Source organism: Planktothrix pseudagardhii, from assembly GCF_904830925.1.
GTDB classification, from domain to species: domain Bacteria; phylum Cyanobacteriota; class Cyanobacteriia; order Cyanobacteriales; family Microcoleaceae; genus Planktothrix; species Planktothrix tepida.
Genome location: NZ_LR882967.1, coordinates 4,910,318 through 4,936,896, shown reverse-complemented (window position 1 = coordinate 4,936,896; position 26,579 = coordinate 4,910,318). Strand labels below are relative to the sequence as shown.

At 40.5% G+C, this 26,579-nt stretch carries 20 protein-coding genes and 1 tRNA gene; 7 read left to right on the top strand and 14 right to left on the bottom strand.

Annotation, left to right across the window (positions count from 1 at the left end; translation table 11 throughout):
• Positions 1-525: 525 nt before the first annotated feature.
• Positions 526-3,693, top strand: coding sequence for a plasmid replication protein, CyRepA1 family (locus tag NMK36_RS21265; RefSeq protein ID WP_254174560.1), 3,168 nt, complete (start codon positions 526-528; stop codon positions 3,691-3,693).
• Positions 3,694-3,757: 64 nt separating this feature from the next.
• Here the strand turns inward: NMK36_RS21265 and NMK36_RS21260 are convergent, their stop codons facing one another.
• Together NMK36_RS21260 and NMK36_RS21255 are read right to left on the bottom strand one after the other, a co-directional pair.
• Positions 3,758-4,024 (bottom strand): hypothetical protein, encoded by a 267-nt coding sequence (locus NMK36_RS21260; RefSeq protein WP_254174559.1) that lies wholly within the window; start codon positions 4,022-4,024, stop codon positions 3,758-3,760.
• A 743-nt stretch (positions 4,025-4,767) separates the two neighbouring features.
• Positions 4,768-4,839 (bottom strand) — tRNA-Gly (locus tag NMK36_RS21255).
• Positions 4,840-5,094: 255 nt separating this feature from the next.
• Between NMK36_RS21255 and NMK36_RS21250 the strand changes: the two genes are divergently transcribed.
• Complete coding sequence (locus NMK36_RS21250) at positions 5,095-6,066, top strand: LysR family transcriptional regulator (protein WP_072718563.1); 972 nt, start codon at positions 5,095-5,097, stop codon at positions 6,064-6,066.
• A gap of 156 nt (positions 6,067-6,222) precedes the next feature.
• On the opposite strand, the gene NMK36_RS21245 is transcribed toward NMK36_RS21250, so the two are convergent.
• The 4 genes from NMK36_RS21245 to NMK36_RS21230 form a co-directional block, all read right to left on the bottom strand.
• On the bottom strand, positions 6,223-7,077 hold the full coding sequence (locus NMK36_RS21245) for a nitrate ABC transporter ATP-binding protein (RefSeq protein WP_254174558.1): 855 nt from the start codon (positions 7,075-7,077) through the stop codon (positions 6,223-6,225).
• Positions 7,078-7,145: 68 nt separating this feature from the next.
• Positions 7,146-9,152: an ABC transporter ATP-binding/substrate-binding protein gene (locus tag NMK36_RS21240; protein ID WP_254174557.1), complete on the bottom strand. Its 2,007-nt coding sequence runs from the start codon at positions 9,150-9,152 to the stop codon at positions 7,146-7,148.
• 69 nt (positions 9,153-9,221) lie between these two features.
• Positions 9,222-10,070 carry a nitrate ABC transporter permease gene (ntrB, locus tag NMK36_RS21235; RefSeq protein ID WP_072718566.1) on the bottom strand — a complete coding sequence of 283 codons (849 nt, stop codon included), beginning with the start codon at positions 10,068-10,070 and terminating at the stop codon, positions 9,222-9,224.
• Between the two features lie 118 nt (positions 10,071-10,188).
• A complete protein-coding gene (locus NMK36_RS21230) occupies positions 10,189-11,562 on the bottom strand; it encodes a CmpA/NrtA family ABC transporter substrate-binding protein (protein WP_072718567.1) in 1,374 nt (457 codons plus the stop codon).
• 469 nt (positions 11,563-12,031) lie between these two features.
• Between NMK36_RS21230 and NMK36_RS28855 the strand changes: the two genes are divergently transcribed.
• On the top strand, positions 12,032-12,160 hold the full coding sequence (locus NMK36_RS28855; protein ID WP_302184675.1) for a hypothetical protein: 129 nt from the start codon (positions 12,032-12,034) through the stop codon (positions 12,158-12,160).
• 72 nt (positions 12,161-12,232) lie between these two features.
• On the opposite strand, the gene rnc is transcribed toward NMK36_RS28855, so the two are convergent.
• From rnc to trmD, 5 genes are all read right to left on the bottom strand, one after another.
• Positions 12,233-12,934: a ribonuclease III gene (gene rnc / locus NMK36_RS21225; protein ID WP_367400268.1), complete on the bottom strand. Its 702-nt coding sequence runs from the start codon at positions 12,932-12,934 to the stop codon at positions 12,233-12,235.
• 162 nt (positions 12,935-13,096) lie between these two features.
• Entirely contained in the window at positions 13,097-13,825 is a 729-nt protein-coding gene (locus NMK36_RS21220) for an NYN domain-containing protein (protein ID WP_254174556.1), read from the bottom strand.
• Positions 13,826-14,433: 608 nt separating this feature from the next.
• Complete coding sequence (locus tag NMK36_RS21215; protein ID WP_254174555.1) at positions 14,434-14,700, bottom strand: KGG domain-containing protein; 267 nt, start codon at positions 14,698-14,700, stop codon at positions 14,434-14,436.
• Between the two features lie 497 nt (positions 14,701-15,197).
• Positions 15,198-15,557 (bottom strand): hypothetical protein, encoded by a 360-nt coding sequence (locus NMK36_RS21210; protein ID WP_072718747.1) that lies wholly within the window; start codon positions 15,555-15,557, stop codon positions 15,198-15,200.
• A 62-nt stretch (positions 15,558-15,619) separates the two neighbouring features.
• Positions 15,620-16,342, bottom strand: coding sequence for a tRNA (guanosine(37)-N1)-methyltransferase TrmD (gene trmD, locus NMK36_RS21205; protein WP_072718570.1), 723 nt, complete (start codon positions 16,340-16,342; stop codon positions 15,620-15,622).
• A gap of 522 nt (positions 16,343-16,864) precedes the next feature.
• Between trmD and NMK36_RS21200 the strand changes: the two genes are divergently transcribed.
• On the top strand, positions 16,865-17,719 hold the full coding sequence (locus tag NMK36_RS21200) for a cyanophycinase (protein WP_072718571.1): 855 nt from the start codon (positions 16,865-16,867) through the stop codon (positions 17,717-17,719).
• A 402-nt stretch (positions 17,720-18,121) separates the two neighbouring features.
• On the top strand, positions 18,122-20,827 hold the full coding sequence (cphA, locus tag NMK36_RS21195; RefSeq protein ID WP_254174554.1) for a cyanophycin synthetase: 2,706 nt from the start codon (positions 18,122-18,124) through the stop codon (positions 20,825-20,827).
• 73 nt (positions 20,828-20,900) lie between these two features.
• Here the strand turns inward: cphA and leuB are convergent, their stop codons facing one another.
• Positions 20,901-21,989, bottom strand: a complete 1,089-nt coding sequence (gene leuB / locus NMK36_RS21190; protein ID WP_072718574.1) for a 3-isopropylmalate dehydrogenase — start codon at positions 21,987-21,989, stop codon at positions 20,901-20,903.
• Positions 21,990-22,173: 184 nt separating this feature from the next.
• Here leuB and NMK36_RS21185 point away from each other — a divergent pair, with 184 nt between their 5' ends.
• Positions 22,174-22,665 (top strand): universal stress protein, encoded by a 492-nt coding sequence (locus tag NMK36_RS21185; RefSeq protein ID WP_245824207.1) that lies wholly within the window; start codon positions 22,174-22,176, stop codon positions 22,663-22,665.
• Between the two features lie 92 nt (positions 22,666-22,757).
• Here the strand turns inward: NMK36_RS21185 and ilvA are convergent, their stop codons facing one another.
• On the bottom strand, positions 22,758-24,275 hold the full coding sequence (ilvA, locus tag NMK36_RS21180) for a threonine ammonia-lyase, biosynthetic (protein ID WP_072718576.1): 1,518 nt from the start codon (positions 24,273-24,275) through the stop codon (positions 22,758-22,760).
• A gap of 178 nt (positions 24,276-24,453) precedes the next feature.
• Here ilvA and NMK36_RS21175 point away from each other — a divergent pair, with 178 nt between their 5' ends.
• Entirely contained in the window at positions 24,454-25,761 is a 1,308-nt protein-coding gene (locus NMK36_RS21175) for a hypothetical protein (RefSeq protein WP_072718577.1), read from the top strand.
• A 117-nt stretch (positions 25,762-25,878) separates the two neighbouring features.
• On the opposite strand, the gene NMK36_RS21170 is transcribed toward NMK36_RS21175, so the two are convergent.
• On the bottom strand, positions 25,879-26,469 hold the full coding sequence (locus tag NMK36_RS21170) for an LppP/LprE family lipoprotein (protein WP_254174553.1): 591 nt from the start codon (positions 26,467-26,469) through the stop codon (positions 25,879-25,881).
• Positions 26,470-26,579: the final 110 nt, after the last annotated feature.

The following is a 26,579-nucleotide window of genomic DNA, read 5'->3' as shown; positions in this document are numbered from 1 at the left end:
ACTATAAGTTAGTTTTGAGTCTAGCGATAAACGATAAAAAAGTTAAAAATAATAGTAAACACTAAAAAGGAGTGATCTCTTATGGATTAACTATACTACATAGCCACAGAAGACGCAACTCTTCAGTTAGAAGCTCATCCGATAAGCATCAAAACAAAAAAACTATGACCCGGCAAGGTCATAGCATCAAAAAAAACATTCTTTTAATTAATTAAAATACAGTATAACACTGATTTCGCTAGACGTGGAAAGTTTAAAGCGTCAAAAAAATCTAACCCGTGTCCCATCTGCAACAACACAACGGGACACTGCAAGTATATCCCCTTAGATGACATTATTTTCTGTCATAACTTTGATATTGATGTCAGTGGCTATAAATTCGTCAAGAAGACACACGATAATCACTGGAGTATCTTTGTACCTGAAGGCAGTTTTAACGCGACTCCTGACACGGAAACTGTACGCTTAAGAGCAGAACGCGAGTTAGAACGGAAACGACTGAGAGAACAGAAGCAAGCGTTAAGCTTGACCGACTCAGAACGCCACATTGAGCATACAAAGCTTATTGATCAGTTATCTCTAAATTTTGAGGATAACAACGACTTAAAGCGACGCGGTTTAACTGATGAGCAAATTAAAAAAGAACCGTTTAGAAGTGTTAAGCAATGGCAGAAATTAAAAGAGTATGTCAATCCTAACCTTGCTGGTGTAAATGTTTCCGGCAAGGGTTCAACTAACTTTCATGATGGGTTACTGTGTTTTACTAAAAACCCGAAAGGTGAAATAACGGGTTATCAGATACGGGTAACTGATAAGGGTAGTAATAGTAGATATGTTTGGGCAACGTCTAAAGCTAACGATAACAGGGGAATAGATGCAACGGTACACCTAAAAGAAACAGGGGAATTACCGTTAACTTGTGAATTTATCAATCCAGAAGATAAAGACTTAAAGCTGTGTGAAGGTATCCTTAAGCCTAAAGTTGCAGCATATCGTCATAACCAAAACTATTTAGGAGCATCAGGGGGAAACTTTACAGCTAGTCCTGAAACTTTTGCAAGTTACGTTAACGCTTTTAGTCCTGAGAGAATTATCCTGTGTCCTGACAAGGGAAGCTTAAACAATCCACAAGTTTTAAACAACTGGAGAAAAACTAGAGACTTTTTAGTTAACTTAGGGTATGACGTATACGTTGAGATATGGGAAAATGCGGATAATTATGATGTAGATGAATACCCAGAAGGGAGTCTTACTAAGATTGTCTCTTATACAGAATGGGACACTGATTACAAGATAACTGCTGACATCTCAAGCGGAAATAATGAAAAGTTTAATGAGTGGTTATCACAGAAAGGGTTTACTCCAAACATAACAATTAATCAACAATACTTAACTAACCCTTTACTGGAATTACCTTGGAAAGATGGAGATACTTATTTTATTAAGTCTGGGTTAGGAACTGCTAAAACTACTTGGTTAATTGACAGACTAAAATGTTTATCACAGCGAAAATTTGCACTTGGTAAAATTAATAACTTACTTTTTCAGTTTATCGCTAAAACTGACGGTGATTTCTGTCATTATCAAGAGCATGATGGACGTTTATTAAGGAAAGATGTACACACTAATTTTGCGCTGTGTATTAACTCACTGATTCACTTTGACCCAGAAGACTTTGATGATTCTATTATCATCATAGATGAGGTTATGAGCGTCTTAAAACAGCTTTATAGTCCTTTTTTGGGGTCAAGACGAAACGCTGTTATTAGATTATTTGAAGAAGCTATAAGGCGCGCTGCGATAGTGTTTTGCTTAGATGGGACACTGGCAAATAACGCGGTTGAATTCATTAAAGAACTTAGGGGTAAAGATAAAAAGTATTATTCAGTCTTGAATGAACATAAATCTAACCCTTTTAACATTACTATCTTGCAGACTACAGACACAAATAGCGGTAAGATTTTAATGAATGAAATGTCAGGAGTATTTAAACGGATATTAAGCCACGATAAACCCGTTTTTGTTACAGCTACATCTCAAAAGAACTGCGAAACTTTAGATAGAATGGCTACAGGTAAAGGCAAAAAAGTAATAAGACTAGATAGTACAACGTCTCCTGATGAGTGTATGAAAAGATTTTTGTCTAATCCTAGTGAGTATATTGAGCTAGAGAAACCAGACTTAGTAATAATTTCCCCTAGCGGTGGTGAGGGTTTAGATATCTCAATCAAAGGTTATTTTGAAGCCGGATATCATATCGGAAATTTTCTTGATGCTGACGCTAACTTTCAGATGATAGCAAGGCTTAGAGATCCCAGCGTACCGCGTTATCTATGGGTATCTCATAAAAGCTTTATTGTAGATAATAAAGATACAGAATCATGGCGTGACATAATGTTAGATTCATTTCACAATCTCCGTGATGATTTAGGTACTTTAAGCTGTGACGACGCTGTAAAAGCATATCAGGAGATGGTAGTTGATTATATAGAGTCTCCACACTCAAGACTAGAACCTAAACTTAACTGGATATCAGAATTTGAGACAAATCACCTTAGAGACTGTTTAATTTTAATGCTACAAAAAGCAGGGCATAAGGTTAAATTTGGAGAGATTAATAACTGTAAAGAAACTAAGCAGGAAATCAAGGAAACTAAAGAAGCTATTATTCAAGAGGAAATTACAGAAATATTTAATTCTGAAGATATACCTGATACAGTCGGTAAACGTTGGGAAAACAACAGCCAGGGGTTGACAAAAGAGCAACGCTGTCAACTTAAAAAGTGGAAATATAAACGAATATTACCCGGTATAGCTGATACGCAACACTGGAATATTTTATTGATAGAGATGCTAGTTAAAAAACCTCAAATATTATCAGCTTTAACTTTAGGGCATTTCCTTAATAACCCTGATAAAGCACGGCTAAACACTGAACAAAGGTTACTCAAACTTCTGGAGAAAGAGGATATTGTCTATTTAGACAGTAAACCCAGTTATTACCAGAAGGTTAACTTTTTACGGGAGATTAGATTCGTGGAATTGATAACTAAGGATAGTGGGTTGATTAATCCAGATGATGAACTGATAAATTTTATTCATCAGGAATGCAAGAAACCAAAGGCCAGACGGCTAGGTTTCTCATCATCAGGCAATGACAAGGTAAAAACGATTAACAAACTACTAAAAGCTATCGGGTTGAGTTGGGAACGTAAACAGTTGAGAGATAAGGGTGATGTTTTGACACGGTATCAGGTTCTACCGTTAAGCGACTTAGAACAAGCCCTAACGGACGCGATAGAGCGACGGATTAACGAAAGGATAACTGAAGCGACTAAACAGGTTAACGGTGAGAATGAGTACCCGGATTTTGCATCCGAACGGGTAGACATAGATGAACCGACAGAACCCACTGAAAGTGTCACAGATGTTTCTGATTATTTCTATAAGGAAGAATCTAAAACAAGTGTGACAGCCACACCTCCCACTGGTAGCAAGATAGAGCTATCTTTACCCATCGATTTTTACTTTAAAAATTCTCTAGTGTTTGACCGGGTTAATGGCAAGAGTTGGGAGATTGTAGAGTATGTCCAGATACACGGTAATCACTATGTTGACCTTAAGGGTAAGTCAGGGGACAAGGCAACAATACCCTTAGACTGGATTCTGTATTGTTGTGACTGTATCCAGTAACTACAAAAAACCCACTGATTTAACGTCAGTGGGGTGAGTGATTCAGTTTAGTGTTCTTTTAGGGTCAGCCTTTGGCTAGTATCTCCAGTACCTTTTTAATTTCCGCTTTAATCGCGCCCCCTTTATTGGCGGGTAGGGTTAACGATTGAGTCAACATTTTTATGGCAGTGTCCAATTCAACAGTAGAGCGATCATTCTCCCCTTTGTCCAATTTATGAGCATAGGCTAGGACATCATCTGCTATCGGTTCAGGTAGACGGTAAACTTTCACAGGTTTATTGACCCATTTTGGTTGGCTTAACCCTTCAGTATTAGGATTATAGTTAGACATATAATTATTCCCTGTTTAGTGTTAACTATTTTATCAGTGTAACACTGATTCAGTATAAAAAGCTATTTAGTCTATTTTTCTGCTTTGTGATTCCTATTTCTATTGAATAGAATCTATTCAATAGATTTTTTTATTACCTATCCTTTAACATCTCAAACTTATCTGTAACCAGTCCAGCCTTACCCTTACTGTGTACCCATACCAGATACTCAATCGTTTCTGACATACCATTGCCGTACTGACTCAAATACTCTCGTGTAGACTTGCTTAAGCTTAATGTAGTCCTTACCTTCTCCTCATCCCCTACATAGCGCTTAACCCTACCCTTCTCTAAGTTCTCAAGCTTGTTCATATTTTTTACCGTTCCTCTAAAAGTTTTGCTTACCTCCCATTGTACATACAACGGGAAGATAACTTTAAAGTTTACGGATTGAGGAGAAAATTTTTACTGCCGACAAAAAGTAAAGTTTGTTTCCAGATGTACATACAAAGGGAAGTAAACCTAGAAGTTGACAGGCACGGGTAAAAGTTCACCCTAAGATATGAAATATCACCTATTGACGGATTATAAGCAAAAGTTAGGCGATCGCTCTAATAACTATAAGTATTATCTATATAACTATATAAGTAAAATACTCAACGAACCCACTATGCTTAATAGGTATTGAGCAACAGATGAGTAATTCAGTGGTAGGATGTAGCGTTACTAAGGTGAACGTCAGGCGGTGAGAGAATCCCAGTGAAGCGGACGAGGGGACTCGAACCCCTGACGTTCACCTTGGGAAGGTGACATTCTACCACTGAATTACGCCCGCAGCTTTTTTTCAGACTATATTTGATTATAACTCAATTTTCCGTATTTTCAATACCCCTCATGGAGAAAAAGCCAAAAGCGGTAGAATGGTTTTCCCTCAGTGAGCATCGACTCTCAGTGTTAGATAACTTTTAGTTATATAGTTTTTTTTTAATGTTAAACGATAATTTTATTGATTTATATCTATAATAGAAAAGAGAGAAACGTTGCAAAGCTTTTATTTCATAACCCTAATGACTCAAGGAGGGATAGACTCTTGATGCAGGCAACCTTACATCAACTGAAAGTATTTGAGGCCGTGGCGCGTCATAGTAGCTTTACGAAGGCTGCCGAAGAAATGATGATTACACAGCCAACGGTTTCAACTCAAGTTAAACAACTCACTCAAACCATTGGTTTACCATTATTTGAACAAATTGGCAAGCAACTGTATCTGACTGAAGCCGGAGAAGCATTGCTATCTACTTGTCAAGATATTTTTGAACGGTTGGATAATTTAGAAATGCAAGTGGCTTCATTAAAAGGAACAAAACAAGGTCGCTTGCGGTTAGGAGTCGTCTCAACGGCTAAATATTTCGTCCCCAGAGTGTTAGGGCATTTTTGTCAACAATATCCAGGGATTGATATTGCTTTACAGGTGACTAATCATGCTACCTTAATTCAACGAATGCAAGACAATCAAGATGATTTGTATATCCTGAGTCAACCTCCTGAAGATTTAGCATTATCCAGTCAACCGTTTTTAGATAATCCCTTAGTTGTTGTATCCCGACAAGATCATCCTTTAGCGGGAGAAAAGAATATTCCGATTAAATCTTTAGCGGGAGAACCCTTTATTATGCGAGAACAAGGTTCAGGAACACGACAATCGGTTCAAAAGCTATTTGAACGGTATAAAGTTGGGGTAAAAGTTCGTTTAGAATTAGGGAGTAATGAAGCCATTAAACAAGCGATAGCAGGAGGTTTAGGGCTTTCAGTTCTGTCTCAACATACTCTGATTGCAGAACAGTTAATGGGGGAACTGACTATTTTAGATGTACAACATTTTCCGATTCATCTGCGGTGGTATGTGACTCATTTAGAAGGAAAACAACTGTCTATTATTGCAGAAACTTTTTTAAAATTTTTATTAGAAAATAGTAATCATGTTCCCTTATTAGGAACCCTGGCTTTACAGAATGGAACGTTGCTCGGAAATCATCATGGAGATTTAGTTAAAATGGGATGAAATCAGTTAGAGTTCGGAAAGAAAATGACATTTTAATTCATCTAAAGATCCCCTGTATCGGCGAGGTTTTCTCGCCCTTAAATGCTTTAAATTTTCCTAAGATTAAAACCCCGGTTTCTTGAAGAAACTGGGGTTTTAGGGTGTAGTCAAAATTATTTATTCATCATCATGGGCAAACCGACGATAGAGGAAATCTAGGGCATAATTTCTGAGGTTATAATATTCAGGATCTTCCATAATTTGAGTGCGATCGCGAGGACGTTCAAAGGGAATTTCTAAGATTTCTCCAATGGTTGCCGAGGGGCCGTTTGTCATCATCACTAAGCGATCAGCCAGGAATAATGCCTCATCAATATCATGGGTAATCATCAATACTGTACAGCGATGATCATTCCATATTTTTAACAATTCTTCCTGCAATTCTTCTTTGGTAATAGCATCCAACGCCCCAAAGGGTTCATCTAAAATTAACACTTCAGGACGAATGGCTAAGGCCCGTGCGATCGCAGCCCGTTGTTTCATCCCTCCCGAAATTTGAGGGGGTTTTTTCTCGGCCGCTTCTGATAATCCCACCATAGCTAAATGATCACGAACAATGGCATTTTTTTCAACTTGTGACTTACTGGGATGAACCGCATTAACCGCCAAATAAACATTTTCAAATACCGTCCGCCAAGGTAATAAGGCATAGTTTTGAAACACCACCATGCGGTCTGGCCCTGGTTTTAAAATCGGTTTTGAGCGTAATGTCACCTGACCATCGGAAGGAGTATTAAACCCAGAAACCATATTTAATAACGTAGACTTTCCGCACCCGGAATGTCCGATCACGCAAATAAATTCCCCTTCATTAATCGTGAGATTAACATCTTTTAAAACCGTGTACGGCCCTTTAGAAGTCGGATAAACCTTAGAAACGTGATCAAACACTAAATAAGGCTGATTTTTGACTTTTGATGTTTTAGTAAATTTTTTACCAAAGGTAGAACCCACATTTTTAACAGTAGTCATGGTTAATTTTTCCTTATTTTTAAATGGTATTTGTAGAGACGTGCCACGGCGCGTCTCTATTGGTTGAATTAAGCAACTTTAATCCGGGGATAATCTAAGACAATTTCTGTCACCGTAAAATCCCGTTTAATCTTCAAATTATTGAGATAACCAATGGGATCTTCAGTATCAAATTTTGTGCCATCAAATAATTGAATAGCGCTGCGACTATAACTAATTTCAGAAAGTCCTAATTCACGGGCGGCGGTACTAAAAGCCCCCACTGCACATAAACGTTCTAAAATTTCCACCCAGTTGCGGGGGAAGGGAGTATGCCCCCAACGAGCCATTTGAACCATGTGCCACAGTTGTTCAGTGCGGCTGGGACGGTTGACGCCTTCGCCAAAAAATTGATGATGGGCATATTGACGCATGGGTTGATCCAGATTGCAAGCCACATCATTGGGGTCAGCCAACTGAATATATTCGGCGCGAGTACCGAGATAAGTCCGTTGGGCTAAAATTTCCCGAATTTCATCGGCATTTTCCGGGTCAGCACAATAAGCAGACGCCTCTAACAGCGATTTCACTAAGGCAATATGGGTATTGGGATAGGCTGCTGCCCAGTCTTCCCGCACCCCTAAGACTTTTCCAGGGTGTCCCGGCCAAATTTCTAAGTCCGTCGCCACGGTAAACCCGACGTCCTCCATCATCGCCCGCAGGTTCCAAGGTTCCCCAACGCAGAACCCATCAATAGTGCCACCTTGTAAGTCCACCACCATCTGGGCGGGGGGAATGGGTAACAGTTCCACATCATGGTCTGGGTCAATACCACCCGAAGCCAACCAATAGCGGAGTAACAGGTTGTGCATGGAACTAGGATGGACTACCCCCATGCGATGTTGCTGTCCAGGGGATTGTAATAACATTTTTTTGAAGTCTGCCAAGGTGTAAATGCCTTGGTCATAGAAGCGACGGGCGAGGGTAATGGCGTTGCCGTTACGGGTCATGGTGAGGGATGTAATCACCGTTGTGGGTTTGGTGTCATCCCCCCCTAACGTCATCCACAGAGGCATCCCAGAGGGCATCTGAGCCGCGTCTAAATAGCCTCCGGCAATGCCATCACTAATGCCGCGCCAACTGCTTTCCCGCACCAGATGAACTTCATCTAAACCGTGTTTTTCAAAAAATCCTAATTCTTTAGCAACGGCGAGGGGGGCGCAGGCGGTGAGGGGAACAAAACCCAGTTCTAAATTAATTTTTTCTAAGCCATGACGGGCAATGACTTTATTCTTTTTAGCCCGCATTTTTTTGATCAGTTTTTGTTGATTGAGAAAATAAATCATTTCACTTCGCAACCGATAGTAACTGGGGTGTTCTACGACTTGCATCCGTTGACGGGGACGAGGAATATCGACATCTAAAATTTGTCCGATTTTTGATTCTGGGCCGTTAGTTAACATCACAATTCGGTCGGATAATAAAACCGCTTCATCGACATCGTGTGTCACCATTAAGGCACTGATTTGATTATCTTGGCAAATCTTCATTAATTGTTCTTGAAGATTACCCCGGGTTAAGGCGTCTAAGGCTCCAAAGGGTTCATCTAATAAGAGTAATTTCGGGCGTAAAGCTAGAGCACGAGCGATCGCAACCCGTTGTTTCATTCCCCCAGATAATTGAGCCGGATATTTATCAACAGCATGACGTAAGCCGACTAAATCAATATGGCTTTCGATGATACTTGTCCGTTCTGCTAACGGTAATCCCTTCATTACGGAATCTACTGCTAAAGCAATATTTTCTCGCACGGTTCGCCAGGGTAATAAGGAATAGTTTTGAAACACCACCATCCGATCTGGCCCTGGTTTGGTGATTTTTTGACCTTCAATGGTAACAATTCCTTCTGAGGGTAAATCTAACCCGGCTACCATATTTAATAAGGTGGATTTTCCGCAACCTGAGTGTCCAATTAAGGAAACAAATTCACCTTTTTTAATTTGTAAATCAATGCCTTTGAGGGCTATATATTGACCGCCTCCGGCTAAAGGAAAGACTTTATCAATTTGTTCAACTTCGATTAAAGGTTTTGCCATGATGTTAACTCCTAAGTAATTATTTTGGAATGGTGCGTGCGCTGGGCTGACGCACCCTACGGCTGTTATTTACTTTCTTTCACCGGGAACAATTAATTGTTGAATGTAACCAATGCCTCGGTCTAAAATTAAACCTACTGCACCGATATAAACGACGGCTAAGAGAATGTCACTGATGTAGTTTTGTTGGTAAGCATCCCAGATAAAGAAACCAATTCCGACGATACCAGACATCACGATTTCGGCTGCAATAATGGCTAACCAAGCTAAACCGATGGCAATTCTTAATCCGGTAAAAATGTAAGGTAAAGCAGAGGGAAACAGAATATTTAAGTAATATTCTTTGCGAGATAATTGCAACACACGAGCAACGTTATTGTAATCATCAGGAATTTGTTTAACACCTTCTTTGGTATTAATTAAAATTGGCCAAACAGAAGTAATAAAAATCACGAAAATAGCGGCGGGTTGGTTTTGTTGAAAGGCAACTAAGGCAATAGGAACCCAGGCTAAAGGTGCAACCATTCGTAAAAACTGGAATAACGGATCTAATGCTTTATCTAATATGGGGTTTGTTCCGACTAAAATACCTACGCTAATCCCAACAATGGCAGCAATTGAATAGCCTTGAGCTACCCGTCCTAAACTGGCTAAGGTTTGCCAAAATAAGCCTTTATCTAATCCTCCTCGGTCATAAAAAGGATACATTAATAAAATGCGAGTTTGTTCATTTGTAACCACACTCAACGGCCCAGGCAAACGGGTAATTCCTGATAGAGATAAAAGTTGCCAAACTATCAAAAAACCCAGGGTTCCTATTAAAGGAAGAATAATATTTTGTGCATTCTTTTTCCAAAATTCACCGAGGTTATCAGCAAAGCTATTTCCATTTGCTCTTCTTTTGGCTACGCTTGTCATTTTGTTACAACTCCTTGAAAGTTTTTCAGTCTACAATAAGAATGGGGAAGGTTTACTTTTCAAGAATTAAGAATCATCTATAATTCCTATAGATTTATTCTTAATTCTGAAGTTTTCACTATACTTTTTTGATAGTTAAACTTTGAAGATAAGCTTCAGGATTTGCTGGATCAAAGGTAATTCCATCAAAGAATTTTTCAACCCCTCTTGAAGTTGAAGTGGGAATATCAGCTGTAAATCCAGCTTCTTGAGCCGCTTCCCGCCAAATATCTTCGCGGTTTACCTTATCAACAATAGCTTTAGCTTGGGCAATATCTTGAATTTGACCTTGATGGAAACCCCAACGAATGCTTTCAGTTAAAAACCATAAATCATGGCTTTTATAGGGATAGGAAACATTACCAATGGGATCTTTCCAATATAACGGGCCTTTATTAAAGTCTTGAATGGCGGGTTTTCCATCTCCCATCTGATAGTTTCCTTGGAATGGAGGGGTAATTACATCTTTGGGAATATTAAAATAATTCCGCCCAGAAACAATCGTCACTAATTCGGCTCGATTTTCTGGTTTATCACACCATTGTTGGGCTTCCATTATCCCTTTTAATAGAGCTTTTGTTGCTTTGGGATGTTTATCAACCCAGTCAGCACGAATGGCTAAATATTCTTCAGGATGAAACGGCCAAACTTCGGTGGTTAAACAGGACATAAACCCGATATTATCGCTAACAATTCGATAAGGCCAGGGGTCTCCTGTACTAAAGGCATCCATTGTTCCATTTCGCATTCCCTGAACCGTTTCTGCGGGAGGAACTGCGATCAAATCAATATCAACATCGGGGTCTATTCCACCCGCCGCCAACCAATAACGAATCCAAAAATCTTGGTTAGCATTGGGGAAAGTATAAGCAGCTTTAAATTTGCGTCCACTGGTACTTGGAAAACTGCGAATATATTCGGCTGCTCCTTTAATATCTAAGCCTATTCCTTTCCCTAAATGGGTATTAGAAATAGCAACACCATTACCATTTGTTACTAATTGAGCTAAGACATACATGGGAACCTTTTTGCCCCCGGTAATAATGCCTTCTGTCATTAAATGGGGCATCGGCATTTGCCATTGTCCGCCATCAATTCCACCCCCACTTGACCCAATGGTAACGTTATCCCGTGCTGAAGCCCAGTTTGCTTGTTTGGAAATTTCAACATCACTCATTCCATACTTAGCAAAAAAGCCTTTTTCCTTAGCAATAATTAATGGAGCAGCTTCGACAATAGGAATAAAACCCAGTTTAATTTTGGTAACTTCTGGAGCTTGTTCCGGGCTAATATTTGCCACAGGAACTGCTGTTGTTGCGGGTGAACTTCCCGTATTAGCAGTGGGTTCGGGTGGGTTGCCTAAACATCCTTTTAAAAAGATGGTACTAGCGGCAGAAACTCCGGCTGTAATTAAAAATTTTCTGCGAGAATAATTGTTTGAAAATTGAGACATAGACCCTCCTAACAACCTGCTTTTAAAACAATAGGTTGCTACTTACAAAATAGGTTTTGTAGTAGTTAAATCATTGAACACAAGGGATCTAGCTTGTCCTGAAAGGCAATCAGCTAGATTAAACATCACCTTACCGTTAAGGTGACTTTGGCTAGAGCCGAATTAATTAAGAAGTCGTGTTAAGACTGTTCTTATCTATAAAGATAACAGCTTTTTCCCAATATGTCACTACCTTTTAGTGTTAAATTTTTATTTTTTCTTAAATATAGTGATCAAGTTTAGCTTATCATTCATCACTTTCTTTGACTAAAATTTATGGCTTTAATAATTTTTGCTTATTAAATATGGCAATTTGAGGCGAAATCGGCGACTAAAACAATAATTTTGTTGTTTAAGTTAACTCAAAACCACTGGATCACAAACATTGATAAGAAACAATACTCAATAAACTTGACATAGAAAACAGTCTATGAAGATAAGACGGGAAGATAGAGCAGGGGGAGTCGGGGAAGCAGGGGAAGCAGGGGAAGCAGGGGGAGCAGAGGGAGTAGAAGAAGTCGGGGAAGTCGGGGAAGTCGGGGAAGTGGAGGGACGTTAGCTCTACCCTCGCTCAATGATTTTGAACCGCAAACTCACTGATAACTGATAACTGATAACTGATAACTGATTATCAAAGCAGACCCAACTTTTGTAACGCGACTTCTGCGGCTCTTTTCTCCGCATCCTGTTTTCGGCGTCCTTTTCCATAACCATATACTTTGTCCCTAACCCGAACTTCAGTCTGAAATTCCTTAGCGTGATCTGGCCCAGATTCTCCGACGACATAATATTTTGGGTTTTCACCGTATTCCGCTAAGGCCCATTGTTGAAAACGGTTTTTACAATCAATTAAGGTTTGGGGTGTTGTTTCTGCTTGGGGAAAGACAATTTCATTCGCAACCGCCGAAAATAAAGGATGAATAAAATCTCGAACTGCATCAATATTTGTATCTAAATAATAAGCACCAATATAAGCTTCAAAGGCATCACTCAGTAACGCTGGGTTAGTGCGTCCCCCATCTCGAATGGCTCCTTTTCCTAACCGTAATAATTCCCCTAAATTAAATTGAATCGCAAATTTAGCAAGTTGTTTTTCATCGACTAACGCTGACCGTAAGCGCGTCATATTCGCTTCACTCATTTTGGTCATGTCTTCGGGATAACGTTTTTTAAATAGCAATTCTCCCACTAAAAATCCTAAGACCGCATCCCCTAAAAATTCTAATCGTTCATTATCTTCTCCAGCATTAGGGTGTTCATTAATATAGGAACGATGGGTGAGAGCTTGTAGTCGTAATTGTTCGTTTTTGATTTCGGGTAATTTTGTCATCATTATATAGGAATCCGTATAAGATTTGTGATTCAATATTGTAGGGGTTTGGAAACCCAACCCAACCACAAAAACGGTTGGGAATGACATTACCCCTACAATAAAATATTACAACCTTGGTGCGGATTTCTATATCGGATGATAGCGATCGCTATTTTTCTACATTCATACTAAAGTTAACTCTCCATTGCAATTTTTTTGAATAATTCCCTCCTGAATTACTGCATCTACAAATTTACCGAAATTATAAACAATCTTTCCATCAGGTTTGCAATATGAGATTTTTTTGTAGCCAGAAAGCCGAGGATGGTTTTTAATGAAATTACCAATTAAAGCAAGAGTCGCTTTTTTCCCTTTCGCTTGAACGGTTTTAATTAAGTCAATTAAGTATTTTTTAGCTTCTTCGTAAGGAAGAATAGTAGAGGAATCTAGTTGTTCTGGAGTTGCCTGATCGATTGCAACAGAGGCGATTACTTCCTCGATATTATAGGTTTTATCAACAGCTTCTTTCAATGCTTGACTAACATTATTACCATAAATCAATATTACTTTTATCCCTAACTCTTGTAACCATTTAACACAGGGTAGATAGTCTTTATCTCCTGTTATTAAAATCACGATTCTAATGCTCCTGTCTGAAATTATATCATTTTTGCAAACTTCCATCATTTTAATATCAACTGCATTTTTTTCTGGGGAAGGAACATTAAAACAATCAAAATTCTCATTAGCGATAGCCTTCTCCAATTGTTCATTTTCTTTCCGCCAGTAGGCAAAAGCTTTCTGAATTAATCTATCACCTTTTTGATTTAACCATTGATTCAAAAGTTTGATTTTTTCAGGAGAAATCCGAACATTTTGAACATCCCAATAAATTGCCAAGCGAGGTTTCATAATACCTTCTTATTTTTTAATAAGTGGATGCCTAGCATTCATAAAGTTTGTAATTCTATACCCTTCAGACCCTTAGTTTATGTGACATAAAGTATATTATTTCCAAGTCCAAAATAGAACTCGAAAACTGATCCTGTCAGCACCAGAGCTAATGTATTGAATTAAAACCTTAAGTTGAGAGTGGTTTTGGCTAAAGTCTCACGTACCGGAATCAGGGAGTACACAAGATATCAATACAAGTAAGATAGAAGTAAAATACTCAACTATTAAACATTGCAACTATTACTGATATCCTAGCTGCATTGTTATCTTGTATATTCCTTGATTCCGGTACGTGAGACAGAAGTCAATTTTCTGCTCAACCTATTGCTAGGTGACTCTACTATAATCAAGCCGTCTGAGAATGTCAAGTCTTTTGTGCCAAAGCTTAAACTCCAACAGAGTCACGACTTCTCCGTTGGAGTCTAAAAACTTGTTACACAGGTAGAGTGGGCAAAAACTAGGCTTAATCTTAAGAAAAACCCAGTTTTTGAGCACTATTTCAAACAGAAGCTTTTTTTAAACACCCAAGTTTGATCTCAATTGAGATTAAACTTTATGGAACCAGATTATGAGTTTTCTTCATTATCTTGATTATTTTGTTCATTATCATTATCTTTTTTATGGCTATTTTTACCTCCTTTACGACCAATAGCAGCCATGTGTTCGCGATCTTGGCTGACTGCTTTACCACCTTTGTGACCCGCTTCTCTGGCCTCTTCAGGAGTAAATTCATGAGCGCGTCCTGACTCATGGGCTGCTTTACCGCCTTTGCTGGCTATCTCCCGTTGTTTTTCTTCATCCATGGAAGCAAATCCACGTTTTTCTGTCGCCATGATTTTCTCCTTATCTTTTCTTGATTGGCTAAACACTACTGTATCTCTCTGATTAAGGTTTACCTTCTACCAGAAGACAGAGTTAACTTCTTCCACTAATAAACTGAAAGATAGAATAATTTAACCGTCAACTTATTCCTTAGTCAACGTCCAATAATCCCTAGAAATTGGCTCTGATCACAAAATTTATCAAATTTGTGATAAATCCTCCATTTCCCTCACTAAAACAGCCAATTCTTACACTCCGTCAAGGTTAGCCCAAAATACTGATAAAAGGATTGAGATTAATCCGAGAGTTTCTACTATTAATTATAGCATTACTCAATTAATTTGTGTATAAGGTTGCCCCGATTGAATCACTAGGCAATTGATCCCAGGCTTTATCGCTTTGAAACCTCCTTAACAATATCACTCTTTTATCTAGGGTATTTTTATATTTTAAAGTATATCAATAAATCGAGATTTTCAGTTAAATATTGCCGAAAGTCAGTCGGAAATCAATAAATAATTGTATAAAATAAATCTTTCATTTTTTCCTTTCCGACTTGAGCAAATAATTCATCAATAGAACTCGCATCTGCAATTAAATTTCCTTTTTCTAATGCCACCCATCTCCCCCGATAATGTTGGCGATGTTGAATCACCCAATTAAGATTTAAGGGTGTATCAGGATTGGGAGCAAGTTGATGAAATGGCAAATTTCGAGAAGCTAAAATTCGAGCATAGCGTTGAATTTTTGCATGATTAGGGTAATCTTGACTCGCTTGGGCACAGAGGGTTTTTGCTTGATTAAAATTCCCTTGACTTAATGCCCAATCAATAGCTCGAATGACTTCTTCGGGTGTATCAGAATTCATACTGTTGACTGTTGATTGTTGACGCTTGACCCTTGGTTGTTGACCAACAACCAAAATCCTCTTTATCCCCTTGTCCCCTCATCCTCAATCTTGCTTTCTGACCTCTGTATCCAATCTTGCCACAAATCAGGACGACGCTCACGAGTGCGCTGAAGTTGCTGTTGTTTTCGCCATTGCTCAATTTTCTGATGATTTCCTGATAATAAAACATCAGGAACTCGCATTCCTCGAAACTCCGCAGGTCGAGTATAGTGAGGGTAATCCAGTAACCCATCTTCAAAGCTTTCTGCTTTGAGAGACTCCTGTTTTCCAACCGTTCCCGGTAATAATCGTACAACTCCATTAATCAGTGCCATTGCTGGAATTTCGCCTCCAGTCAGGACAAAATCTCCTAAAGAAACTTCACGGGTCACTAAGGACAAAATGCGTTCATCGATACCTTCATAATGCCCACAAATTAAAACAATCTGATCAAAATTTAAAGCTAAATTGCGGAATAACCCTTGGTGCATTTTTTCCCCTTGGGGCGTTAAGAAAATCACTTCTCGACGGGGAAGTTGGGATAAGGATTCAACAGCTGCATAAATTGGTTCAGGTTTCAAGACCATTCCCACACCACCCCCATAGGACTCATCATCCACCCGGCGATGCTTATCCGATGCAAAATCACGGGGATTAACTAAATGGACATCAGCAATTTGCTTTGCTAAAGCTTTACCCAAAAGACCTGAATTCAGGGGAGAGGCAAAAAAGTCGGGAAATAGAGTAATAATGTCAAAACGCACAGTATTTAAGATTTACGAGTGGATCATCTGACCCTAAAAAAATTTTAAGCAAAAACTTGCACAGGAGATGTCATGCTATATGATAGTCCATAAACTTAAATATTTCTTAATTCGTATCAAAATATACTAAAATGGATCAGCTTTTTTTGATTGGACAAAGCGACCTAAATCGGTTTTCTCGAAATTTCCCTATCCAATCAGGGGGAGTTTAGGCAAAGCCGAGCAACTCGGTTATCCCGGTTAAAAACCCGTTTCTCTGCTCCTGTTGGAGGAGAACACTCACCCCAGAAACAACTGGGGTTGAGGATGAGATCCGGTTGTTTCTGTCTCTACAGGGAGGTCAGAAACAGTCCTATGGGATATCAGGGGAAACCCTAGCCGAGGGTCGCTGGCCTAAGTTACAGATTAATTCAAAAAGATCTGTACTCATTGTAGCCAAATCGAACAACTGTTGGTAACAAGCCGTAGGTGGTGACAAATGCCCCTAATCTTGAACTTATTCTCATGACTAGGAGATACACTATGCAGCAGTTGACATCTCAAGCCCTTGAACAAATGATTCCCCAACAAACTAAAACCTCTATTCTCATTATTGGTGGAGCAGAAGACAAAGTTCATGGACGTGAGATTCTGCAAACTTTTTTTCATCGGGCTGGTGCTTCCAATGCCAACCTAGCCATCATTCCTTCTGCCTCCCGCGAACCCGCCATTCAAGGAGAAAGATATCAAAAAATCTTTGAGGAAATGGGGGCAAAATCCATTGAAATTTTTGATATTCGGGAACGTCATCATTGTGAAGATCCCAAATGGCACGCTTACTTGGAAGCCTGTACTGGGGTATTCATGACAGGCGGTGATCAACTCCGGCTTTATAGTTTATTAGCCGATACCCTGCTGATGGAGAAAATTCGCATTGCCGCCCGACAAGGCCAAATGGCTTTAGCCGGAACCAGTGCGGGGGCTGCCGTTATGGGTCATCACATGATTGCTGGGGGAGGAAGTGGCGAATCTCCTAACCGTTCTCTGGTGGACATGGCAACCGGCTTAGATATTTTACCTGAATTGCTGGTTGATCAACACTTCCACAACCGCAATCGCATGGCACGACTGATCAGTGCGATCGCAGCCCATCCCGATAAAATTGGCATTGGCATTGATGAAGATACCTGTGCCTTATTTGAAGCCGAAGGTTTATTGCGGGTGGTGGGGAAAGGAACTGTTACGATTGTGGATACCCACGAAATGTCCTACACCAATCTGGTGAATGCGGGAGCGACTGATCCCCTGAGTGTATTCAATCTTCGGGTACATATTTTGTCCTATGGCGATCAGTATAACTTCCATTCCCGGCGTCCGAGTTCTACCCCTAGTGTGTAAACCGTGGACATCGGAATCTGGCTGTGGGAGGTTGCCCAGGTTTTTCCCGGTGATTACGATAAGGGAATCCTAACTGAAGCCATTGAGGATTGAAGGTGAGGGAATAGCCTAGGGGAGTCAGGACAGAAAATTTCTGCCCTTGAACAATTCCTAGGAGCCGGGTTGAAGGTGTTGCTAAACCCTTTGATTGGGGCATCTCTACGGCTCATCAAGCTCCCTGCTTTATTTGATTTTGAGGGTTCAGCTTTCAAAAATTGTAAATCCCCACTGGCCAAACCTCCCAGCATTCAAGGGTTTTAAAAAAACTGTTCACTGCAAACAGTTTCCAAATCACCTTAGCTTGAAATTGAATAAAGCGGACTATTACCCTGGAACATTCCTGCATCACGGACTCACACGGATATGAAAATTCTTAAAATACAAACCTTAAGAGGCCCTAACTACTGGAGCATCCGACGTCATCACCTGATTGTCATGCGCCTAGATTTAGAAGAATTAACTGAACGCTATAGTTGCGATATTCCAGGTTTCTATGAAGGCTTAACGTCTGTTCTCCCTAGTTTAATTGAACATCACTGTTCACCGGGAGTCCGAGGGGGGTTTCTCAGCCGCGTAGAACGGGGGACGTTAATGGGGCATATTATTGAACACGTTGCCCTGGAACTCCAACAGTTAGCGGGAATGACCGCCGGATTTGGTCGCACCCGTGAAACCTCCAGTCCAGGGATTTTTCAAGTCGCCTTTGAGTATGATAACGAACACGCCGGACGTTATGCAGGAAGAGCCGCTGTCCGCCTATGCCAAAGTATTGTGGATACGGGAACCTATCCGGCCGAAGAACTCACCCAGGATATTGAAGATCTCAAGGAATTAAAAGCCCAAGCCTCCCTTGGCCCTAGTACAGAAGCCATTGTTAAAGAAGCGGAAGCGCGTGATATTCCCTGGCAGCAACTGAATGCTCGATTTATGATTCAGTTTGGCTATGGATGTTATCAAAAACGAATTCAAGCCACTCTGAGTAATCAAACCGGAGTATTAGCAGTGGAGTTGGCCTGTGATAAAGAAGGCACGAAACAAATTCTACGGGATGCGGGGGTTCCGGTTCCTAGGGGAACAGTAATTCGCTATTTTGATGAACTGCAAGATGCCATTGATGAAGTCGGGGGCTATCCCATTGCCATTAAGCCCCTCGATGGCAACCATGGCCGGGGGATTACCCTTGATATTACCAAATGGGAAACGGCTGCTGCTGCCTACGATGAAGCCAGTAATGCCTCTAAAACCCACAGTGTGATTTTGGAACGCTTCTATACGGGTCGAGATCATCGGGTGTTAGTCGTGAATGGCAAAATGGTCGCCGTAGCAGAACGAGTTCCAGCCCATGTGATCGGCGATGGTCAATTAACGATTGAACAGTTAATCGAGAAAACTAACAAAGATCCCCGTCGAGGCGATGGCCATGATAACGTCCTCACCCGGATTGTTGTGGATAAAACCGTGCTGTCCATGGTCACGGAGAAAGGCTATACCCTGGAAACGGTATTACCGGCTGGGGAAGTTTGTTTTCTGCGGGCTACCGCTAACTTGAGTACGGGCGGGAGTGCCATTGACCGTACCGATGAAGTTCACCCGGAAAATGCTTGGTTATTTGCTCGCATTGCCAAAATTATCGGTCTGGATATTGCCGGAATTGATGTGGTGACACCGGATATTTCCAAACCGTTGCGGGAAGTGGACGGGGTGATTGTGGAAGTTAACGCCGCACCGGGATTTCGGATGCACGTCGCCCCCAGTGAAGGTTTACCTCGGAATGTGGCCGGGGCGGTGATGGATATGTTATTTCCCCCCGGTCAACCCAGCCGTGTCCCGATTTTAGCCGTAACGGGAACCAATGGGAAAACCACCACTACCCGTTTACTCGCCCACATTATGAAGCAAACGGGGTTAGCTGTGGGTTATACCACCACTGATGGTATTTATATTGGCGATCATTTAGCCGAACCCGGAGACAATACTGGCCCCCAAAGTGCCCAACTGATTCTGCGTGATCCAACGGTAGAAGTGGCTGTCCTCGAATGTGCACGGGGGGGAATTCTCCGGGCGGGTTTAGGGTTCGATACCTGCGATGTTGGGGTGGTGTTGAATGTGTCGGCGGATCATTTGGGATTGGGGGATATTGATACCATCGAACAAATGGCAAAAGTCAAAAGCGTGGTGGCTGAGGTGGTGATGCCGAAAGGCTATGCGGTGCTGAACGCTGATGATCCGTTAGTGGTACAAATGGCTGAACGGGTCAAAGCCCAAGTTGCTTATTTCACCATGAATCCTGAGAATGAAATTGTCCTCAGACACACGGAATCAGGGGGATTAGCTGCGGTTTATGAAAATGGCTATTTGTCGATTTTAAAAGGGGATTGGACGCTGAGAATTGAGCAGGCGGTGAATGTTCCGATCACGATGAAGGGTCGGGCTCCGTTTATGATTGCCAATGCCTTAGCAGCTTGTTTAGCTGCTTTTGCTCAAGGGGTTAAAATAGAGCATATTCGGGCGGGTTTGTCAACCTTTGTGGCTTCGACATCCCAAACCCCAGGACGAATGAATTTATTTAATATGGGTAGCTATCACGCCTTGATTGATTATGCCCATAATCCTGCCAGTTATGAAGCATTAGGGGCTTTTGTGAAAAATTGGCCAGGGCATCGGATTGGGGTCATTGGTGGCCCTGGCGATCGCCGAGATGAGGATTTTGTGGCTTTGGGTCAACTCTCGGCGGATATTTTTGATGAGATTATTGTGAAGGAGGATGATGATACTCGTGGCCGAGAACGGGGTTCGGCGGCGGAATTAATTAGTAAGGGTCTTCAGCAGGTCTTAGGACGAGTTCCAGAACCTCGGATTCGCTATGAAATGATTTTGAATGAAACCGAAGCGATTAATACGGCATTAGACCGGGCTGGGGCGGGTTCGTTAGTGGTGATTTTACCCGAAAGTGTAAATCGCGCTATTCAATTAATTGAGTCCCGGAATCCGATTAAGGAATCAAACAACAATTCCCATTCGCCGAGCTTGAATTCCTCAACAGCCAGTTTAAAACCTTCTCAAGTTTAATTAGATTATCCCTAAAACCCCCGTAGAGACGAGCCATGGCGCGTCTCTACAGTAACGATTTGAGGGGTTAAAATTAATTTTCTTCTAATGCCTTTAACAACATTTCTCCCATTTCCTGACACCCGACTAATTTCATGCCCTCAGACATAATATCCCCGGTACGATATCCCTGATCTAATACTTTTAAAACAGCATTTTCCAACAGATTCGCCGCAACGGGTTGATCTAAACCATAGCGTAACATCATGGCAGCACTGAGGACTTGGGCGAGGGGGTTGGCTTTATCCTGACCCGCAATATCCGGTGCTGAACCATGGACGGGTTCAAAGACCCCAGGGCCAGACTCCCCTAAACTGGCTGAAGGTAACATTCCGATACTTCCCGTTAACATTGCCGCCGCATCGGAGAGAATATCGCCAAATAAGTTCCCCGTGACAATCGTATCAAACTGTTTGGGGGCGCGAACTAACTGCATGGCAGCGTTGTCAACATATAAATGAGATAATTCGACATCGGGGTATTCTGAGGCGAGGAGGGTAATGCGATCACGCCATAACTGAGAGACATCTAAGACATTCGCCTTATCTACAGAACAAAGTCTACCTCGACGCTTCTGGGCGGTTTCAAACCCCACACGACCAATCCGATCAATCTCGGATTCCGTATAGGCCATTGTATTAACGCCGCGTTTCTCCCCGGTTTCCGTCTGAAAAATTCCCTTGGGTTGTCCAAAATAAATTCCCCCGGTCAGTTCACGGACAACCATAATATCCACCCCTTCTACCACTTCTTTTTTTAAAGAAGAGGCATCAATTAAATGGGGTAAAATTGTCGCGGGGCGCAAATTCGCAAATAATTTTAATCCAGCGCGTAACCCCAATAACCCGGTTTCAGGTCGTTGATGACGGGGTAAATTGTCCCACTTGTAGCCGCCAATGGCCGCCAATAGTACCGCATCACTCTTGAGACACTGTTCTAAGGTTTCTGCTGGAAGGGGTTCCCCAGTGGCATCTATCGCCGCTCCCCCCATCAACGCTTGATGAAAATCGAAAGTAATGCTGAGTTGTTTTCCAACGACTTTTAACGCATCGACAGCCACCGCTATAATTTCAGGGCCGATGCCATCGCCTGGAAGAAGAGTAATGCGGTAGTTTTGACTCATATAGCTCGATAGTAACAAAAAAGATTAGTTAGACGATGTTGAGCATTGTCAGCGATCGCCCAACCTTTAAATATAGCATTCTTAGGTCAAAAAGTCCGAAATTGGGTTTAAACTAAGATTATAGGAAATCAATCCCTTTGGGGGCAAAGATTTGAGCTTTTAGCCCATTAGGGAATTAAAACAGATGAAAGAGGACACGGGCATGGAATATCACAAAATTTTAGTGGCAATTGATCGCACTCCCCAAGCAGAGTATGTCTTTCACCAAGGCTTACAACTGGCTAAACTGTATCAAAGTCAGTTAAAAGTCTTTCATTCTATTACTGTATCACCGATGATTTTAGGTTCCCCTGGAGATTTATATGGTCAACGGTTAAACCAGGTGGCACAAATTCAACATGAATTAATTGAACAGGAAATTAATGAAGTGGCAGGATGGTTATCAACCTTTGTCAATTATGCTGCACAGCAAGGAATTTCCATTGAAACCGAATATCAAATCGGAGAACCGGGATATTGGATACGAGAAATTACGAAAAAATGGGAGGCTGATTTAATCGTAATTGGTAGGCGTAACCGTTCAGAATTAGCCGAATTATTTTTAGGAAGTGTCAGTAATTATACGGTGCATCACATTAAATGTTCTGTATTAGTTGTACAGCAACCCGATGATTAGGCAGACGGGTTGTGGGGTGGGTTGAAAAGGATAGTAAAAACAGCAATAATAGAGCAGCAGTCAACCGTTGATTGTAAAAAGCTGGGATTGTTTTATTTTTGGGATAAAAACAGTTTATAGGCTGGGTTTTTATTCTCATCCCAATAGCGATAACCTAAACCGTCTAAAAATGCTTGCCATTCTGCCATTTCTTCAGGGGGAACCTGCATTCCTACCACAATTCTTCCATAGTCTGCGCCATTATTGCGATAGTGAAATAAACTAATATTCCAGTTTGGACTCATGGAACAAACAAACTTCATTAACGCCCCTGGACGTTCAGGAAATTCAAACCGATAGAGTAATTCATGATGGGCTAAACCCGACCGTCCTCCGACCATGTGTCGCAGATGTAATTTAGTTAATTCATCATCGGTTAAATCAATTGTTTTAAATCCATTTTCCTCAAAATTCTTGATCATTTCTGCTGCATCAGCCCGATTTTTAATCTGCATTCCGACAAAAATATGGGCTTCTTTTTCATCGGCAATTCGATAGTTAAATTCGGTTAAATTGCGTTTACCAATACATTCACAAAACTTGCGTAAACTGCCAGGTTCTTCAGGAATTGTCACGGCAAAAATAGCCTCTCGACGTTCTCCAAATTCCGCACGTTCGGCTACAAATCGTAAGCGATCAAAATTCATATTCGCCCCGCAAGCAACAGCAATTAAGGTTTCTCCTTGAATTTGTTCTCGTTCAACATAAGCCTTTGCTCCCGCAATTGCTAAGGCTCCAGCAGGTTCTAAAATTGAACGAGTATCTTCAAAAACATCTTTAATTGCCGCACAAGTATCATCTGTATCTACTAATATAATTTCATCCACATATTCTTGACATAAACGGAAGGTTTCTTCCCCCACTTCTCGCACGGCTACCCCATCCGCAAATAACCCGACTTGTGATAACTTAATTCGATGTCCGGCTTTGAGAGATTGTGACATAGCATCGGCATCAACGGGTTCAACTCCGATGATTTTAATTTCAGGACGTAATCGTTTAATATAAGCGGCAATTCCTGAGATTAATCCCCCCCCACCAATGGCAACAAAAATAGCATGAATGGGTTGTTGATATTGGCGTAAAATTTCCATGCCAATTGTACCTTGTCCGGCAATCACATGGGGGTCATCAAAAGGGTGAATAAAGGTTAATCCTTTTTCAGCTTCTAATTGACGGGCATAAGCACAAGCTTCATCAAAGGTATCGCCATATAAAACGACTTCCCCCCCTCTTGCTTTGACGGCATTTACTTTAACTTGAGGGGTGGTTACAGGCATCACAATAATTGCTTTTGTTCCTAATTGAGACGCACCGAGGGCAACACCTTGGGCATGATTTCCGGCTGATGCGGCAATCACTCCCTGCTTTAATAAATCGGGAGGAAGATGAGCCATTTTGTTATAAGCTCCCCGCAATTTGAAGGAAAAGACAGACTGCATATCTTCTCGCTTTAAGAGTAATTTATTATTCAGACGGGCGGAGAGGTTAGGAGCGTATTCTAGGGGTGTTTCTTGGGCAACATCGTAAACACGGGCGGTGAGAATTTGTACTAAGTAGTCGCAAAGCATGGAGTTGAACCAAGGCAAGGGGTGACACAGGTTTATTTTACAGGATTTGGGTCACTATTTCTTATTTTAATAAAAATGGGCGATCACTTAATTTAAAATTTTGCTAAAGGAATGCGGATTTCTAATTTTAATAGAGTAGGATATTAAGTAACAATTTAGAGGGTTGAGACTCTGATTTATGGATAAATCTATTGTGCAGTTAGTGGATGAACTTCCCGCCGATAATATTACGGTGAAAGTCTTGAAGGCTATTGATTATTTAATGCCGGGACAGTGGACAAATTTAGTCGGATTTGAGAATAGTATCCGTACTATTACAGGGGAAACCGATACTCAAATCATCCAAAAAATTCGAGATCGGGCTGTTGTTTTATATCATGATCCAAAATCGGGTTATCAATCAGCCGTTCAATTATATCAAACCATTGATACGGCTGATGTAGCAATGGCAACAGCAGCTTTAGCCAATAAAGTTGGAGAAAAAATCAGCTTTCTGTCTATTTTAAGCAGTATTACGCCTAAACCTGAAGTTACCCAAAGCTTTGATTTAGTCTTAAAAATTGCGGTTGAGATTATTGCGTTTTGTAAGTTAAATGGCATTCCTCAACCCAACCCTCAAGAATTTGTTAAAGCCCTGAATAATAATTATCAAGATGCTGCATTAATGCGGATGGTGGCTTTAGTTTGTTTAGATGGAATGTTGCCATTAGGCCCTAACTTCTTGAGTAAAATCCATCAAACGATTGCTCAATCTGATACCACTATTTTAACCCAGAATCCAGTCTTTTCAGCCTTGAGTAATTTTATTCCAGGGGGGACACCTTCGGATAAATTGGGTTTTATAACCCAAGGGTTTGATGCAGTTCAGGGTTGGATTAATAATTTAGTGGCTAAAACGGGAATCACCCCCCAATCTATTTTTAATGCTTTGGGAAATTCTATCCAAATTGCGGATGATAATTTAGATTTTGTGGCTGCTTTTATTGATCAAAGCACAAATTATTATCAACATACAGGGATTCAAACCGTTGCGCGTAAAGTAATTTTACAAGCTCAAGAGTCTGTAAAATCGGAATTACCCGCAGCAACTTTACCGATTAATTCTAATCCAGTATCGGGTTCTGTTTCTTCGGGTTCGACTCAATATAAAGTCGGTCAAACGGTAGAAGTTTGGGATGAAGAGGATGAAGATTGGTATGAATCTACAATCCAAAAAGTCAAAGAAAACGAGTATTATATTCATTATGTTGGTTATGGTTCATCGGATGATGAATGGGTGAATGAAGATGAGGTTCGTGTTCGAGATCATCGGACAACGGATGATAATGGATATGGGCTGGGTCAAAAGGTGAAAGTTTGGGATGATGAGGAGGAAGAATGGTATTCCGCTATTATTGAAAAAATTGAAGGAGATCAATATTATGTTCATTATATTGGTTATGATTCTTCCTATAGTGAATGGGTAGACTCAGATGAAATCAGTTAACTCATAGTTGAGAATTTGACACAGTAACAATACTAATACAACCCGCCCGGGCGGGTTTAATTTTATTCTATTAAACTTTTTGATAATCATTCATTCAATTTTAAGCAGTAACATTTTTTATAAGTCACTATCAGAAAAAGCCCTAGTATTAGTTTTTACAGGAACAACGAGCGGGCGACCACTAACCGTATCAATTTTGAAATTAACTATTGTACTACCAGAAGGACAACAGGAAGCGTCAGAATCTCGATAACGATCAAATTTTACTATGAATGTCTTTTCTGTTAATAATTTAAAATCTCTAAAAGCTCCATCAAGGCGATATATAATAGTTGTTGGTGATCCGGTTCCAGCAAAAATACCGTTATGGAATACAAATATTTGAGATTCTGCTAAACGGCATTTTATATCTGTTTGTGATATTGCTAGAAATAGTGTTGTTTTGCCATTAGTTCTTTTATAGTTTAATAGTTTCCAACCTGCTTGTGTAATAAGACGTTCAGTAGTATTACGAGGAGGTTGAATCATCTTTTGACAATTTTCTGGAATGGGATATAATTTGGTTTTAGGAATATTAACCCCAGGTTTATTCCAATTTTGGGGGGTGGTTTGATCTAACCACATTTGGCGTTGACCCAATGCGGGAATAGCCAGACTGAATACAAGAGTTAAAGTTAATCCTAATTTATGGATCATTTTAGTTTGCATAAATATAAATAATTTCTTTACTAAAAATTTTTATTACTAATACAAACTTGCCTCAGTTTCTCTAAAATATCAATAGTCATGGGCTGATATTTTGTAAATAATTATTACAC

Bases quoted from the DNA above. Each gene is read 5' to 3' on its own strand.
- NMK36_RS21260 (WP_254174559.1), bottom strand. From the start codon at position 4,024: ATGTCTAACTATAATCCTAATACTGAAGGGTTAAGCCAACCAAAATGG.
- NMK36_RS21245 (WP_254174558.1), bottom strand. From the start codon at position 7,077: ATGACTACTGTTAAAAATGTGGGTTCTACCTTTGGTAAAAAATTTACT.
- NMK36_RS21240 (WP_254174557.1), bottom strand. From the start codon at position 9,152: ATGGCAAAACCTTTAATCGAAGTTGAACAAATTGATAAAGTCTTTCCT.
- ntrB (WP_072718566.1), bottom strand. From the start codon at position 10,070: ATGACAAGCGTAGCCAAAAGAAGAGCAAATGGAAATAGCTTTGCTGAT.
- NMK36_RS21230 (WP_072718567.1), bottom strand. From the start codon at position 11,562: ATGTCTCAATTTTCAAACAATTATTCTCGCAGAAAATTTTTAATTACA.
- NMK36_RS28855 (WP_302184675.1), top strand. From the start codon at position 12,032: ATGAAGATAAGACGGGAAGATAGAGCAGGGGGAGTCGGGGAAGCAGGG.
- rnc (WP_367400268.1), bottom strand. From the start codon at position 12,934: ATGATGACAAAATTACCCGAAATCAAAAACGAACAATTACGACTACAA.
- NMK36_RS21220 (WP_254174556.1), bottom strand. From the start codon at position 13,825: ATGAAACCTCGCTTGGCAATTTATTGGGATGTTCAAAATGTTCGGATT.
- NMK36_RS21215 (WP_254174555.1), bottom strand. From the start codon at position 14,700: ATGGCGACAGAAAAACGTGGATTTGCTTCCATGGATGAAGAAAAACAA.
- NMK36_RS21210 (WP_072718747.1), bottom strand. From the start codon at position 15,557: ATGAATTCTGATACACCCGAAGAAGTCATTCGAGCTATTGATTGGGCA.
- NMK36_RS21200 (WP_072718571.1), top strand. From the start codon at position 16,865: ATGCAGCAGTTGACATCTCAAGCCCTTGAACAAATGATTCCCCAACAA.
- cphA (WP_254174554.1), top strand. From the start codon at position 18,122: ATGAAAATTCTTAAAATACAAACCTTAAGAGGCCCTAACTACTGGAGC.
- leuB (WP_072718574.1), bottom strand. From the start codon at position 21,989: ATGAGTCAAAACTACCGCATTACTCTTCTTCCAGGCGATGGCATCGGC.
- NMK36_RS21185 (WP_245824207.1), top strand. From the start codon at position 22,174: ATGAAAGAGGACACGGGCATGGAATATCACAAAATTTTAGTGGCAATT.
- ilvA (WP_072718576.1), bottom strand. From the start codon at position 24,275: ATGCTTTGCGACTACTTAGTACAAATTCTCACCGCCCGTGTTTACGAT.
- NMK36_RS21175 (WP_072718577.1), top strand. From the start codon at position 24,454: ATGGATAAATCTATTGTGCAGTTAGTGGATGAACTTCCCGCCGATAAT.
- NMK36_RS21170 (WP_254174553.1), bottom strand. From the start codon at position 26,469: ATGCAAACTAAAATGATCCATAAATTAGGATTAACTTTAACTCTTGTA.